The following is a 14,275-nucleotide window of genomic DNA, read 5'->3' as shown; positions in this document are numbered from 1 at the left end:
GCGCGGCAAAAAGCGCGACGACTCGCTCTTCTGGGTGACGATTCGTCCTCCCGGAGTGGGTCTCGCGTCGTCTTTCGAACGAGGACGACTATCGCCTGGCGGCCAGATATATCACCGCCGATTCGTGGAGTGCCGGATGCACGACCGCGTGCGGGCGAGCGCCGTGGACGATGGCGAACGCGTCGTCGAGCCGCTGATCCTCCTCCGCGGCGATCGTCGTCGCCACGAGCGCGCTGCTCCGCGAGATCCCGGCCTTGCAATGGATCAGTAGTGAGCCGTCACGTCGGTAGAGCGCTCGTGCAGCATCCACCGCGGCCTCGAACGTCGGCCAGTCGTTGTCAGGACCGTCGTCGAGCGGATGGTGGTGAGTCGTCAGCGGCTGTTCGTCCGTGGTGGCAGAGAGGACGAACTCGAACGTTCGCTCGTGACGCGCAGGATCGGCGGCGATCTCGTTGCCGAGAAACAGTTCCCGCTCGCCGATCCGACGGACGATCGGTTCGTCAGCCACGTAGCCGAACGGTCGAACGATCGGCTCCGGAGTCTCCAACTGGTTCTGCGTGGCGGCCGTTTCGTCCGGATTCATGCCCGCACCAAGTACTCGCCAGCGATAAAGGTCCGTTCTATTCGAGGACCTTCTAGATCATGCCGGAGTACTACCCGTCAGCAGAGAGTGTCTGCTGACAGGGATGAGACGTATGATTATATGCTGTTTGTGTTCGGTATTCGACTCGTGGCAAGACCGGAGATAAGGAGAACAAGTGCAGTTGGGATCATGAATACCCACAGGACAGCCTGCCAGAATCCGAGTAGTACGAGCCCACCCACACTCATTGCTAATAGTGATCGTCGTTGTTGAAGAACGCCGAATGTCCCAATCCAGCCACAGGCGAGTATAGACAAAAAGAAGAGAAGACGTACTGTTGTATATCCTTCTGACGGGAGAAGCCACAGTAGGCCACCTGTGAGATAGAAAGCAGCGAGAATCGCTGTCCCACGAGCAATAGTGTCTGGTCGAAGATCTGATGAACTTGCCCCCATGTCCAGTATTATAAACACTTTATTAAAAATCTACTCCCTTGACGGTCGAGGGCCGTCTCAGCGCTGGCTGGATGAGTACGAATCGCGACCGCCACCACAGGACCGCCGCGGTGTGTCGATCACGATTCGTGCCGCCATCTCGCCACGATGCGGACGAGTCGGTTTACTGGAGCGGCTCGCCCCGCGTCTCGCGGCCGAACGCCAGCACCACGATCCCGCCCGCCGCGAACGCGATCGCGAGCGGGACGAGCGCGGCGAGATAGCCGCTTTCGACCAACGCACCCGCGAGGATCGGGCCGATGACGGCCGCGATCTTGCCGACCCCGCCCGCAAAGCCGTTGCCGGTCGCGCGCGCCTCGGTCGGGAACAGCTCGGGCGTGTAGGCGTAGATCGCGCCCCACGCTCCGAGCGAGAAGAAACTCGCCGCGAGCAGCCCACCGAAGAAGGGCCAAAAGCCCGAGAGGCCGAGGCCGAACAGCGAGACGCCGGGCATCGACGTGGCGAACACGAACGTGAAGACGCCCGAGAGCACGAGGTAGCTCCCGAGCGTTGGCTTGCGACCGATCTTCTCGACCAGATAGGCCGCGCTGAAGTAGCCGGGGAACTGGACGAGGCCGACGAGCAGGAAGTAGCCGTAGACGTTGCCGACCACGCCCGCCGCGCCCACGGTTTGGGGCAGCCAGATGAACACGCCGTAGTAGCCGAAGTTGATCGCGAACCACGCCGCCGCGATCATCAGCGTCTGCCGGCGGATGTCCGGCGCGAACAGTCGCGAGACGCTCGCGGCGGCGGACGATTCGACGCCCTCGACCGCAGGCGGCGTGTCCGCCTCGCCGTTCTCCTCGGCGATCGCCGCGAGGCGCTCGTTCGCGGCCTCGACGTCGCCGGTGCGCGCGAGGTAGTAGGGGGTCTCGCGGAGCTGTGAGCGGATCACGAACACGAGGAGTGCGGGGAACGCGGCGGCCGCGAACAGCAGCCGCCAGCCCGCGACCGCACCCACGACCGGCAACGAGATCATCCCTCCAGAGGGGAGCGCGGCGAGGAAGACCCACGCGAGCACCACCGCGAGAACGTAGCCCACCGGCCAGAACGCGTCGAGGTAGACGAGATAGCGACCTCGGCGGTCGGTCGGTAGGTGCTCGGAGAGGTAGGACGTATCGACCGCGAGCGCGCCGCCGAGGCCCACACCGGTGAGAAAGCGCAGCGCGAACCCCGAGTAGAAGCCGACCGCGAGCGCGGTCAATCCGGTGAAGACGCCGTAGACCAGTACTGTCCACTGGAAGGCGACCTGGCGGCCGTGCCGGTCGGCGTACCAGCCCCAGCCCCAGTTGCCGAGCACCATCCCCATCAGGCTCGCCGAGCCGAGCAGCCCGGCCGAGAGCCCCGAGAGCGTCCACGCCTCGATCAGTACAGGAAGGGTGAAACTGATGATGATGACCTCCATCCCGTCGAGCGCCCACGCGCTGCCACAGACCGCGAGCAGCCGGCGGTGGAACGCGCCGATCGGGATGCGATCGAGCACCTCCGCGACGGTGACCGTTTCTCCCTTCGACATCGATTCGACTTCCCGTGTCGAAGAATCGCCGCTACATATACTTGACGGTGGGGAACTATCGGCCATCAGTTCCGCTTTTGAAGAACGATCGACTTCAACCGGTTTCGCTCGTCGCCACGATCGTGTATCGCTCACCACCCGAGCGACGACCAGGCCTCACTCGCCGTCCTCGAACCCTTCGACGAGCGCGACGCCGCTCGACGCACCGATCCGCTCCGCACCCGCCTCCAGCATCGCTTTCGCCGCCTCGTAGCTGCCGACGCCGCCGCTTGCTTTCACCGGGAGGAACTCGCTCATGAGTTCGACGTCGGCGACCGTCGCACCCCCCTCTGCGAATCCAGTCGAAGTCTTAACGAAGTCAGCATCGGCGTCGACCGCACAGCCACACGCACGGCGCTTCTCGTCGTCGCTCAGCAGGGGGGCCTCGATGATGACCTTCACCGGGAGCGGCACCGCGGCCACCACCTCGGCGAGCTCCGACGTCACGGCGTCGTCCTCGTCCGCGCGGAGCCGGCCGACGTTGATCACCACGTCGAGCTCGTCCGCGCCGTCCTCCCACGCCCGGACCGCCTCGATGCGCTTCGTTGCGGGGGCGTGCTGGCCGTGCGGGAACCCGATCACGGTGGCGAGCGTCGTTTCAGGAGCGGTCTCGCTCGCGGTGTCGAGATAACACGGCGGTACGCAGGCGTTCATCCCGTACTCGTCGGCCTCTCCCACGACTCGCTCGACGTCGCGCGGTGTGGTTTCGGGCCCCAGGATGGTGTGGTCGATTTTCGCGGCGAAGGCGGCGCGGTCCATGCGGGGGCGAGCGGAGCCACGGACAAAACTCTGCGCCTCCGGCGATCGGAACCCTTTCGCCGCCGCCGGCCGCCCCGTCGGTCATGGTTCCCGTCCAGCTGCTTCCCGAGGGGTCGACGCTCCCGCCGCCCGGCGTCCTCCTCGTGCTGGCGACCGCGCTCGTCGGCGTCGTCCTCGCGCTCCGACGGGTCGCACCGCAGGTCACCGACCAGGTGGTGGTCGCGTTCGGACCGTGGATGGTCGCCGGATCGAGCTGTTACGTGCTCTATCAGGTCGAGGCGGTGCCCCGAAGCGTGGCCCCGTTTTTCGGCTCGCCGACGGTGTACGTCTCGATCGCGGTGCTCGCGGGCGCGGTGTGGGCGGCCACGGCGGCGGCCGGGTTTCCTGCGGATCGGTGGCGGCCGCCGTCGGTGCCGGGGATCGTCGCGCTCGTGGGGAGCGCGGCCGCGATTGCGGCCGTCGGGTGGGCGTTCGCGTTCGGCGTGGAGACGCGCCAGGGCCTCACGGTGGCGTGGCCGTCGGTCGGCCTCGTGATCGCCGTGGTCTTGGCGGCCATCGTCTGGAGTGGCCTGCGGCGCGTCGCCCCCGAAACCCGGATCACCGGCGGTGTCGGCGCGCTCGCGGTGTTCGGGCACGCGCTCGATGGCGTCTCGACCGCGGTCGGGATCGACGTACTGGGTTTCGGCGAGCAGTCGCCGATCTCGCGGGCGATCATCACGTTCGCCGCCGATCTCCCGACGGCACCGGTTCTCGGCGCGGCCTGGCTGTTCGTCCTCGTCAAACTCGCGCTCGCGGCGGCCGTCGTCTTCCTCCTCGCCGGGTACGTCCGCGACGAGCCCGCCGAGGGCTATCTCCTCCTTGGAGCGGTCGCCGCCGTCGGACTCGGTCCCGGGGCGCACAACCTGTTGCTATTCACCATCGCCTCCCCGTAGATTTATCTCACAGCGGGAACCAATCGCGGAGAGAGAGAGAGAGCCGATACGACTTCGATGACCCACGATCTCCCGACACCGGCGGAAATCATCGCCGCCCACGACAGGATCGAGGAGATATACGATCTCAAATATTCGGGAACGATGACGGCGGCTCCAAAGCGCACGCTCCGCCGCGAAGTGCTCGAACCGGCTGCCGAGCACGACGACCCATACCACCGGGCAGCGACGCTACTCTGGAAAATCGAGAGTGCCCATGTCTTCGAGGATGCGAACAAGCGGACGGCATGGGCTGTGACCGAAAACTATCTTCGAGAGAACGACATCGAGCCACCCTCTGACAACGAACAGGTCGCACGTGTCGTGCGGCGGGCCGGGAAGTTCGACGTCGACGAACTCGCAGCATGGTTCGAAACCGGTGATATCGACGAGTCTCGGCTGCCGGAGCATTGATGGTGGGCCGAGACAGTACTACCAATATACAGCCATGAGCCAGCAAAAAGGGAGCGACCCAGACGACCTCGATGCGTACAAGGACCGGATCGAACGGATCGTCGAGGAACGCCGCGAACTCTTCGATCGGCTCGCCTGAGTCGCGCAACTTGGCTTTCAACGGAGCGGTCTCGGTGACGAAAGCGACCGAACGGCCAGTTTCTCTGATCGGGTGGCAGGTATTAGTGAGTTGGACGCTTACAGCCAGCAATGCCAGACGCAGAGGCGGTCGCAGGGACTGACGTACCGCTCGACCTCACCTTTTCCGAAGCCGAACTCGACGCGCGCCGCGAACACATCGTCCAGTTCATCCGCGAGACGGTCGACGACGCGGGGGCGGAGGGTGCGGTGCTCGGGCTCTCCGGCGGGATCGACAGCACCCTGACGGCGTATCTGGCCGTGGAGGCGCTCGGCACCGACGGGCTCCACGGCCTGGTGATGCCGAGCGAGGTCAACGACGAGGCGAACATGAGCGATGCCGAGCGCGTCGCCGAGGATCTCGACGTCGCGTACGACGTGATCGCGATCGAACCGGTCGTCGAGTCGTTCCGCGAGGCGTTCCCGGCCGACCTCGACACCGAACCGGACTCCGAGCCGCTCACGACGGCGGTCGGCAACGTCCGCGTCCGCACGCGCGCGGTCTTCAACTACTTCGCCGCCAACCTCGAGAACCGGCTCGCGCTCGGGACCGGGAACCGGAGCGAGGCGCTCGCGGGCTATTTCACGAAGTACGGCGATCAAGCGGTCGACTGCAACCCCATCGGCAACCTCTACAAGATGCAGGTCCGCCAGCTCGCCCGGTACGTCGGCGTCCCCGACGATCTCGTGGAGAAGACTCCCACGGCAGGGATGTGGGTCGGCCAGACCGACGAGGACGAGATGGGCCTCGGCTACGACACTCTCGACGCGGTGCTCGCGCTCCACGTCGACGGGCCGCTCTCGAAGTCGGCGACCGTACGCGAGCTCGACGTCGAGGAGGGAGTCGTCGAGACCGTCGAGAGTCTGGTCGCGCGAAGCGAGCACAAACGTCACATGCCGCCCGCGCCCGAACCGCTCGACTGACTCGACGAACCTCGACTCTCGGCCCTTCGTTGCGGAACTCGACAGCGCCCGCTCCGGATCCGGCGACCCGTTCGGTTCTCGATCGCCCGGCACGCCCCAGTCGATCGCCGCGGCCGGGACGGCAAAGGGATAACTTCGCCGGACACGAGCAGGGTGATGGATGGCGATACTCGACACGATCGTCACGATCGCGGTGAGCCTGCTGCTCGGCGGGAGCGTGCTCTTCGTTGGCCTCCGACTCGTCGCGGACGACACGCTCCCGCCGGAGAGTGCGTTCCTCACGGCGGCGACCGGGGCCGTCGCCTGGGGTGCCGTCGCCCTCTACGCCGGCCGCGTGCCGATCGTCGCCCCGCTGTCGGCGCTCGTCGTCTGGATCGTCGTCCTCGCCCTCCGATACCCCGGCGGCTGGGCGACCGCCGCCGTGCTCGGGTTCGTCGCGTGGCTCGCCTCGGTCGGAGCGCTGTACGCGCTCGGAACCATGGACGTCGTCTCGCTCTCCGCACTCGGCGTCCCGGAGGTGTGACGGTCGCGATGGGATCGATTCCGGAAGGACGTGGCTCGACGACGGGAGCGCCGCCGCGTGAGTGACGGGTCGCCGAACGCGGACGCCCCGATCGCGAGGCGGGCGTTCCTCCGGGCCGGCGTCGGGGTCGCCACCGCCGGGACGCTCGCGGATGCGGGAGCCGCGACGCCGACCGATGCACCAGCTCCCGCGATGGCGCGGCTCGGGAACCCGGCTCCCGACGACGGCGGGTTCCGAACCCCGGGCCAGCCGTCGCGGGCCGCCCACCGCGCGCTCGCGGGGGTCGAGCGATCGGTCGCGCAGCGATCGGGCTCGCCGTCGTTCGATCGCGTCGTGAACGCGGTCGAGTATCTCGGACTCGGCTCGGACGAACCGGTGAACGCGGCGCTCGAACGAGCCGACGCCGCCGGCGATCTCGGCGGCGTGCTTCTCGACTTCCCGCCCGGTACCTACCGCCTCACGGACGGGTGCAACATTGCTCCCGACGGGGTCTTCGGTATCGTCGGTCCCCGGGCCGTGTTTCGACTCGACCGCGGCCTCCGGTGTGAGGTGAAGATCCACGGCCTCTCGCGCGGGCTGTTCGAGGGAATCACCTTCGATCAGCGCGCCGACCGGGCCGCCGTCTCGGTGCTGTTGCGCACGGACGGCCACCTCGACGTTCGCGACATCACGTATCGTGGCGTGGCCGAGGCCGTCGACGACGACCAGGGGGCGCTGCTGCGCCCGGTCGCGGCAACGAGATCGGCGAGCATCCGGATCGACGGCCTCCGTGCCCGCGGCGGCACCAACGCCGGCTCGCACGCGTGGGTGGGCTCCGACCCACCCCCGAACCACGTCGCCGGCGGCGTCGTGGGCGCGTTCGTCGGCCGCGCGAACCGGGGTGTGGTGCAGTTCGTCGATCCCGTACTTCACGGCTGGGAGAACGGCATCTACGCCACCCGGACGCGAGGAGCCGTCCAGGTGATCGGAGGTCGGTTCGTCAACAACAACAACACGGCCGTCCGGATCAGCGGCGCGGAATCGTTCTGTGACGGAGCCACCATCGTCCTCGATGCACGCCGGTGGCCCGCGAGCCAGCCGGGCGCGTTCACGGTCGGCGAGATCCAGGGCGTGAGCGCCGTCCGCGTCGAGACCGGGGGTCTCGACAAAGCGGGTCCGCGACTCAGCAACCTCGACGTCCGGGCGTACGCGATGGAGCGGTGCCCGGCGCTCGTCGTCTATCGCGGCAGCGCCGGCGCGGGGCGGATGGAGCGCTGTCGGCTGACGACTCACCTCGACGGAACGCCGGCGATCGCCATCGACGCGCCGGGATCCGGCCGGCGGCCGGCGGCCTCGGGAGCGCAGGCCGTGCGGATGACACACGTCGAGATCCGAGGTACGATGACGGGCGCGCCCGCGGTCCGTGGCACCACCGACCGACCGAACTCCCTGCTCGCGGACAGCTGTATCCGGATCCCCGAGGCGGGTCCCGACGATGTCAGGACGGTTCGGACGCGAAACGTCGGCTACGGTCCGGACTGCACCGCCAGCCACCCACTCGACAGCCGGTTCGGCGTGCCGGGCGACGTCCCGACGATCCGGAACACGACCGTCCAACCGCCGTCGCCCGGTCCGGGCCTGCCGGGGCTGGGCGTGCTGGTCGGTCTCGGAGCCATGACTGCGTACGTGCTGGCGACGCTGCCGCCGGTACTGCGCGAGCGGCTCCGCGACTGACCTGACCGGCCCGTCGGTCGCGCTCGCCACCACCGTCAGCATCGGACCGCCGTGTTCGCGCGATCTCAGTCGTCGCCGAGCACGCCGGCGTTCCGCGCGACCAGCGCCGCGAACGCCTCGCGCTCGTCGCGTTCGCGGTCGGCGTCGCTTCCCCGATTCCGGAGCAACGGCTGTAGCCGTTCGAGTGCGGCGCGGTCGTTCGCCGCCACTTCGCGAGCGACTCCTGTGGGGTCGTCGGTGACCCGCGAGACGAGCCCCATCCGGAGTGCTTCCTCCGCGTCGACGGTCCGCCCGGAGAGCGCGAGGTCCATCGCATTGCCCTCGCCGACGATCCGTGGGAGGCGGACGGTGCCGCCCCACGCGCCGAACAGGCCGAGTTGCACCCCCGTCTCGGCGAACGTCGCTGCCGGGGAGGCGACCCGGAGATCACACGCGAGCGCGAGTTCGACCCCACCGCCGCGCGCCGCGCCGTCGATCGCCGCGACCACGACCGCGGGCGAGTCCTCGATCGTCCTGGCGACTCGCTGGCCCTGTTCGGCGAACGCGGTCGCCTCCTCGCGAGTGAGGTCGCCGACGACGTCGAGATCCGCGCCGGCACAGAACGCGGCTCCCTCACCTCGAAGACAGATCACGGGCGTCTCACACGCCCCGATCGCGGCGTCGAGCGCGTCGAGACCGTCGGGCGTCAGCGCGTTGCGTCGGCGGGGTCGATCGAGGGTGACGAACGCGACGCGACCCTCGACCGTCGTCTCGATCATGTCCGACAGTGAGTGCGGTTTCCAAAGGCCTTTGCCCTCGCCGCGGCTATTTCCGGGCGATGGAGGAAGCCTCCCAGGTCCGGCGTGCCGCGCGGGAGGCCGTCCGGGACGTCGGGCCCGCGGCGTTCGGCGACGCGGTCGGTCTCGTCGTCGCCGAGGGGGCGATGACGCCCGGCGTGCTCGCGGTGCTCTGTGCGCGCGCGGTCGACGAGTCGGTCGCGTTCGAGGCCGTCGCCGAGCGCGCCGCCGGGACCCAGCTCATCTACGAGGGGCTCCGACTGACGCGCACGCTCGCTGGCGATCCGCCGTGGGAGGCCGTCGACACTGTGAACGCCGGTGGTGGGACTGCCACCGACGCCGGCGACGTGGACACGGCGAACGTCGACGTGCTCGTGGCCGACGTCCTCGTCGCTCGGGGCTTTCACCTGCTCGCCCGGACCGAGGCCGCCGGGCGGGCGGTCGAGACGGTCCGGAACTTCGGCCACGACCAGACGCGCCGCCGATCCTCTGGGGAGGAAGCGATCGACACCGACCTCGAAGCCGACGTGTTCGAACTCGCCACGGTCGCGGGGGCGACGGCCGTCGGGACACACCCCTCGGTCGAGTGTCGCGAGTTCGTCGCCGATCTCGCGCGGGAGGGCGACCGGCCGCTCGCCCCCGAGGCGGTGTTCGATGCGTCGGTGCGCGAGTCGCTCCGGACGCTCTCGGGTGCATCCGCCGCGTCCGGCGAGGGCGTGCACCCCTCCGTGACCGACCCGTGAATCGAAACGGATAAACACGGGTCGGCGGTACTCACAGGTGCCTGCCTGGGTAGCTTAGCGGTAAAGCGCGTCCTTGGTAAGGACGAGACCCCGGGTTCAAATCCCGGCCTAGGCTCATAACAAATTATTCACATCTTACCACGACAAGGGGGAGTGGCGACGCTCGACGGTCACTCCCTCGTGAACAGGGGTGTCCGGCGTGAGCGCGCCGGTCCTCGACCCGGCTCCACACGAGTTCGGCGGAAACCTGATTTTCACCGAACACGAGTTGTCGCCGTACTTCGCGCTCGACCGGCGGGTGAAGGACGGCGGCGGGTCCGCGTCCGCGACGGTCCGGCACGAGGGCGAGGTGTTCGACGCGACGCTCTCCTACCAGCGGTCGGGATTGAAGCCGCGCGACGACCCGGATTTTTGTCTTGAAACGGTCCGAGAGTTCCGTATCCGACTCGAAGCGCGCGACGACGTGGGTGAGCGGAAGGCGAGCTATCACGTCGCGCCGCGCTGGCCGAACATGGAAAGCAAAGGGGACGCACCGAACCCTTCGACGCCGAAGATAGTCGGCGTGAATGTCCGTTGTGACGGGTCGAACCTGTTGCTCGACGCCTACCCGGTGCTACTCCGGAAGGCGGCGGGCGCGCTCGACGTGAACTCGGCGTACTTCGAGGAACCTCACCGTCATTCCAACATCTTCGCCTTCGAGCGGTACGCCCGTGTCCGGCGGTCGAAGTCGGGGAAGGTCGTCGGGATGAACTCGCCGATGCAACGAATATTCGAGCACGTCGCGGGCGAGGGGAAGTTCCGCGAGCTTCGGGAAGACGACCGGAACTGCGTCGAGGGCTACCACCACCGGGTGAAGATAGACAGCGACGGCGCGGCGGTACTCGTGCCGGGCCACGAGTTGGGAAAGAAGCTCAAGCACTACCATCCGGAGCATCCGCGTTCGGACCCTTCGGACCCGCTGTATCACCCGAAGGTCGGGGTATCGTTACAGTCGAACCTGAATGGCGGGTCGGTCAAATGGTCGGACCGCGACGCACTCCGGCGGGAGTTGGACGAAACGCTGGTGAACCTGCTGTCATGGGCTGGCCTGCCGACGCGGGCGGACCCGTCGGTGTACGTCGCGGACGCCTACTTTCAGGTACGAGAGTCCGCCCGTCCGCTCACCCTGATAGACGACCCGACGCCGGAGATTCGCCGCGAGCAGAACGCACTCGTGTGTTCCCTGCCGGTGGACCCGGACCTCAACCCATCCGACCGCGACGTACTCGAAGCCGTCGCGGACGGTGGGAAACCCGTGAATGCGGTCGGGGACGAAACAGGGTGGTCGAAGCGGACGGTGTACCGCGTCCTCGACCGTCTCGACGGCCTACTCTCACTTCGGGACGGCACGGTAAGGTTCGCGTCCGAATATCTCGGGGACGTCGTTCGGTCGGCACTTTCGGACACGCTCGACGCGCTCCGCCAGGACACGGACGGCGAGAGCGAGGGAAGTGCGTTCGCGGAGTGGAAGCGCCGTTACGGTGTCGAGGTTGAGGACCCGTCTGATGCGCGTCTTCAGCTCCGGTTCGGTCGTGTTCCCGGCGACGTGACCAATGCGCTCCGCGACGGGTTCCGGGCGTGGCTCACGTCCGGTCGAGACCCACGACGGTTCAAGACCGGACGCGCTCGCTGGCAGGACAGTGAGGGCCGGTCAAACTACCGAGTTCCCGCCCTCGGCTGAATTCCCCGATGAGTGGCAACACTTGCCTGACCCGCTGAAATCGGCATAATCAGCCTGTTTCCCACGGTCAGACCCCCGTTTCGAGTGCTTCGTGTCGAGCGTCGCGGCGCGGAGTGGTGCGGGGTATTTTGTTCTCGTGCCGTTAGGCACACCTCCTAAGCAGATTTTGACAGTAGGTGTCGCTCCACCGCCATCATTCAATATGTTGCCATGGTGTGGTAACTTTGTTAATGAATCGACCTTTTGAATCTCCAATAACACTCTGAATATAGCGTGTCGAATCATTACATATAATTGAATTGGTCGCGGCTTCCTTCTATCAGAGGTAGTCGGCGCTTTGTAACCTCTCAAGCACCTTCGCTATTCAGAAGCAGGTCAGGGTAGAGGTCAGAAGCTAACCCGATAATCTGGTATTCAAGTTGTTCTAGAGGAACCTCAAAGTTGTAAAATAGGCCTATGTCATCCCGCTCCCAAGCTTTCGCCCAAAAGAACGTAGGTTGACGGAGTTGCCTGCCCTTCGAGAATAGCCTGTCTGCCCACTTCCTATACTTCTGCTTCTGGTTCTTGTCGTGGTCGAAGACGATAGCACTGAGATTACCGATATGGTAGTAGTGGCCGTCTCCCCATCTGGCGAACTTTCCGGTACTGCTTCCTTGAAGACCGCGCAGGTTTGCACTCAGACCCTCCCCACTCCTTCCGTACTTCCCCGCCTTCCCGATATAGAGGGGAACGACCTCCCCATCTACCAACCAGTACATCAAGTAAATCAGGCCGTCATAGGTGTCATCAGTGGTGTGCCAGTCGTTGATGATCTTGTGGCCTTCGCCTCGAATCAGAGCCTCCATCTCTTCACTCCGTTTCAGGATTCGGCGGTCGTTCTTCCCGTAATACTTGAACTCGGTGTTGAGATTCTCGTCAGTCTCGAATAGGGGAACGGGATTCTCCGTATCGATATAGCGGTCTGCCCACTCCTGCCAGATTTCTTCCCTCGTCGTCATAGTCGCTCCTTGTACCAAGCCTGCGTATCTCCGATTCCCAAACCCTCGGTCGGAATCTCAATGGATACACCGCTGTCCTCAATGAGCGGGAGAAGTTCCTCGTAGTAGTCCTTGCCCGCGTGGAGAACGAGCGTCACATCTCCCGAGAGTAGTCCTTCCTCGTCTAACTGCTCGGCCACCTCCTTGGCCCACTCACGCTTGCGAGCTACCCTTGCGCCAGAGAGCGTCTCGTCGTATCGTTCGATAGGCTCTCCATCAGGGTGAAGCAGGCCGTGCTTGGCCGAGAGAATCCACCACTCGTCGTGATTCTGCTCCGCGTAGTCTCGCATCTTCTCGAAGTATGGAGAGGTATAGAGATTTCTCGGAGTGGCTGACTCATCACGCTTGGTTTTGACGCAACTGACGAGTCCAATCTCAGCCATTACTGAATCCGTTGAGGTGGTGATATTCCGTAAGGAACATTGGATAAGACTTCACATTCTCCTCCTTAGAGATCCCAATCTAGTTCACTTTCAGTTTTTTGAACTCACCGTGACCATCCAACTCCTGATAGTGTGTAGATGTGGTGGTCTACTTTATTCTTGCTCGTCGCTTTCTGGTGTCTCTTTCTCGTCCGTTTCTTCAGCTATGGGGTCGTTATCTTCTTCTACCACCTGCCGTATTGGGTCGCCCCTTTCAACCACCATGATGTTCTCGGGCGTGTCGTCGGCTGTGTCCATCTGCTCTTGTGAGGAGGTAGTGAATCCTCCCCCCCCTAATGATGACCCTATTGATGCAATCTCACTGAATGACATCGTATACTGGTTGGTTGTGGTTTTCATTATTGTCACCTTTTCTCTGATTTCTTGAACATCTAAATTAGCCTTCACAATCGTCTCGCCATCAGATAGCTTCTCTCTAGTTTCAGGATGTCTTATAGGGCCTGTATCCTCATACACCTGGAATTTCATTTCCCGCTTGACGCCATCATTCGCTCCAAAAGTGGCTACTAGAGTTTGGTCATCTAGTACCCGAGCCACCTGTCCTTCCAGCATTACGAATTCTCCTGTTGATTCGCTACTCTCCTCAGCACTAAAAACCCATCCTCCAGCTCCTCTAAGTTACGCCAATCATTCTTTTCTCGTTTTTCGTTCTTAACTTTCACCTCCGGATTTCTACTCATGAGTTTGCCCTTTACTCCTGATGCGTCATCACCAATGTCTTTTATCCACCCATCTATTTCAACTGTATATTCATCTTGACCTCTATGGCCGGTGCATGTAGCCTCTGCGACAACTCCGCGATATTCTTCGTAATTACCACCTTGCTCGTCAACAAAATTTGCATAGACATCAAATTCTACTCCAACCGCTGGCAACTCCCCTTTGTTTAACGCTTGCACAACTAGCTGGGTATTGTTACTTCGGACAATCTCCATTTTTTCTCCGTTGGTAGCTTCCATATATTCTCGCCTGGCCAGTTCGTGCCTCATTTCTTCCAGCAACTCATCCAAATCAATAGAGGACCCTGACTCTATGCCTGCTTCTAGCACCTCCATAAGGGCCGTCATTTCCTCGTCTTGGGTACCTTCAAACTTAATTTTCCGCAACTGGTGAGCCAGATTTGCCGATTCTCTCTCAGCGATTTCAATCAGTTTGTCATAGGCGTCGTCAAAATCAGAGTTAGAATCCTCCGCTACAGACGTACTTCCCCCCTCAACGTTCCCAGTTGGAGGGTTATTTGTACCCGATAGAGCCATACGTTTTACAAACTCTGGAATTCGTTCAGCGTCAAAATATACTACTAGTGGTGTGACTACTATCAACAATAGAACTACTACCAGATATGCGTTGAGAGCGCCTGGCTGAAAGAGTGGAAGATACACCAGATAGCCAAATAGATAGGAGCCACACAGCTAACAACGCCAGAATAAACAAGATATTTAA

15 protein-coding genes and 1 tRNA gene are annotated in these 14,275 nt (G+C 63.9%); 8 read left to right on the top strand and 8 right to left on the bottom strand.

Annotated elements, in window-relative coordinates; translation table 11 throughout:
• Positions 1-88: 88 nt before the first annotated feature.
• The 3 genes from TX76_RS10695 to deoC all read right to left on the bottom strand — a co-directional run bounded on the left by TX76_RS10695 (position 89) and on the right by deoC (position 3,391).
• Positions 89-583 carry a protein-tyrosine phosphatase family protein gene (locus tag TX76_RS10695; protein WP_049902419.1) on the bottom strand — a complete coding sequence of 165 codons (495 nt, stop codon included), beginning with the start codon at positions 581-583 and terminating at the stop codon, positions 89-91.
• A 618-nt stretch (positions 584-1,201) separates the two neighbouring features.
• The gene (locus TX76_RS10690) at positions 1,202-2,593 is read right to left on the bottom strand and encodes an MFS transporter (protein WP_049902417.1); all 1,392 of its coding nucleotides are present in this window, start codon (positions 2,591-2,593) and stop codon (positions 1,202-1,204) included.
• A gap of 156 nt (positions 2,594-2,749) precedes the next feature.
• Positions 2,750-3,391 (bottom strand): deoxyribose-phosphate aldolase, encoded by a 642-nt coding sequence (gene deoC / locus TX76_RS10685; RefSeq protein ID WP_049902416.1) that lies wholly within the window; start codon positions 3,389-3,391, stop codon positions 2,750-2,752.
• A gap of 83 nt (positions 3,392-3,474) precedes the next feature.
• Here deoC and TX76_RS10680 point away from each other — a divergent pair, with 83 nt between their 5' ends.
• From TX76_RS10680 to TX76_RS10660, 5 genes are all read left to right on the top strand, one after another.
• The gene (locus TX76_RS10680) at positions 3,475-4,323 is read left to right on the top strand and encodes a DUF63 family protein (RefSeq protein ID WP_049902415.1); all 849 of its coding nucleotides are present in this window, start codon (positions 3,475-3,477) and stop codon (positions 4,321-4,323) included.
• A gap of 57 nt (positions 4,324-4,380) precedes the next feature.
• Complete coding sequence (locus TX76_RS10675; protein ID WP_049902413.1) at positions 4,381-4,776, top strand: Fic family protein; 396 nt, start codon at positions 4,381-4,383, stop codon at positions 4,774-4,776.
• A 249-nt stretch (positions 4,777-5,025) separates the two neighbouring features.
• Positions 5,026-5,877: an NAD+ synthase gene (locus tag TX76_RS10670; protein ID WP_049902411.1), complete on the top strand. Its 852-nt coding sequence runs from the start codon at positions 5,026-5,028 to the stop codon at positions 5,875-5,877.
• A 160-nt stretch (positions 5,878-6,037) separates the two neighbouring features.
• Positions 6,038-6,400: a hypothetical protein gene (locus TX76_RS10665; protein ID WP_049902410.1), complete on the top strand. Its 363-nt coding sequence runs from the start codon at positions 6,038-6,040 to the stop codon at positions 6,398-6,400.
• A 57-nt stretch (positions 6,401-6,457) separates the two neighbouring features.
• A complete protein-coding gene (locus tag TX76_RS10660) occupies positions 6,458-8,113 on the top strand; it encodes a hypothetical protein (protein ID WP_049902550.1) in 1,656 nt (551 codons plus the stop codon).
• Between the two features lie 65 nt (positions 8,114-8,178).
• Here the strand turns inward: TX76_RS10660 and TX76_RS10655 are convergent, their stop codons facing one another.
• Positions 8,179-8,871, bottom strand: coding sequence for an enoyl-CoA hydratase/isomerase family protein (locus TX76_RS10655; RefSeq protein WP_049902409.1), 693 nt, complete (start codon positions 8,869-8,871; stop codon positions 8,179-8,181).
• Between the two features lie 59 nt (positions 8,872-8,930).
• Between TX76_RS10655 and TX76_RS10650 the strand changes: the two genes are divergently transcribed.
• The 3 genes from TX76_RS10650 to TX76_RS10640 all read left to right on the top strand — a co-directional run bounded on the left by TX76_RS10650 (position 8,931) and on the right by TX76_RS10640 (position 11,352).
• The gene (locus tag TX76_RS10650; protein WP_049902408.1) at positions 8,931-9,632 is read left to right on the top strand and encodes a DUF7114 family protein; all 702 of its coding nucleotides are present in this window, start codon (positions 8,931-8,933) and stop codon (positions 9,630-9,632) included.
• Between the two features lie 43 nt (positions 9,633-9,675).
• Positions 9,676-9,747 (top strand) — tRNA-Thr (locus tag TX76_RS10645).
• 84 nt (positions 9,748-9,831) lie between these two features.
• The gene (locus TX76_RS10640; RefSeq protein ID WP_154019058.1) at positions 9,832-11,352 is read left to right on the top strand and encodes a helix-turn-helix transcriptional regulator; all 1,521 of its coding nucleotides are present in this window, start codon (positions 9,832-9,834) and stop codon (positions 11,350-11,352) included.
• Between the two features lie 347 nt (positions 11,353-11,699).
• Here the strand turns inward: TX76_RS10640 and TX76_RS10635 are convergent, their stop codons facing one another.
• The 4 genes from TX76_RS10635 to TX76_RS17615 form a co-directional block, all read right to left on the bottom strand.
• Complete coding sequence (locus TX76_RS10635) at positions 11,700-12,350, bottom strand: hypothetical protein (protein ID WP_049902406.1); 651 nt, start codon at positions 12,348-12,350, stop codon at positions 11,700-11,702.
• Positions 12,347-12,772: a DUF6884 domain-containing protein gene (locus TX76_RS10630; protein ID WP_049902404.1), complete on the bottom strand. Its 426-nt coding sequence runs from the start codon at positions 12,770-12,772 to the stop codon at positions 12,347-12,349. The genes TX76_RS10635 and TX76_RS10630 overlap by 4 nt, the downstream gene beginning before the upstream one ends.
• A gap of 153 nt (positions 12,773-12,925) precedes the next feature.
• Entirely contained in the window at positions 12,926-13,384 is a 459-nt protein-coding gene (locus tag TX76_RS10625) for a hypothetical protein (RefSeq protein WP_154019057.1), read from the bottom strand.
• Complete coding sequence (locus TX76_RS17615) at positions 13,384-14,214, bottom strand: hypothetical protein (protein WP_154019056.1); 831 nt, start codon at positions 14,212-14,214, stop codon at positions 13,384-13,386. Before TX76_RS17615 ends, TX76_RS10625 begins: the two co-directional genes overlap by 1 nt.
• Positions 14,215-14,275 lie beyond the last annotated feature (61 nt).

The sequence above is a fragment of the Halococcus agarilyticus genome, assembly GCF_000334895.1.
GTDB classification, from domain to species: Archaea; Halobacteriota; Halobacteria; order Halobacteriales; family Halococcaceae; genus Halococcus; species Halococcus agarilyticus.
Note: the sequence above shows the minus strand (reverse complement) of the source record. Positions and strands in the feature narration are given on the sequence as shown.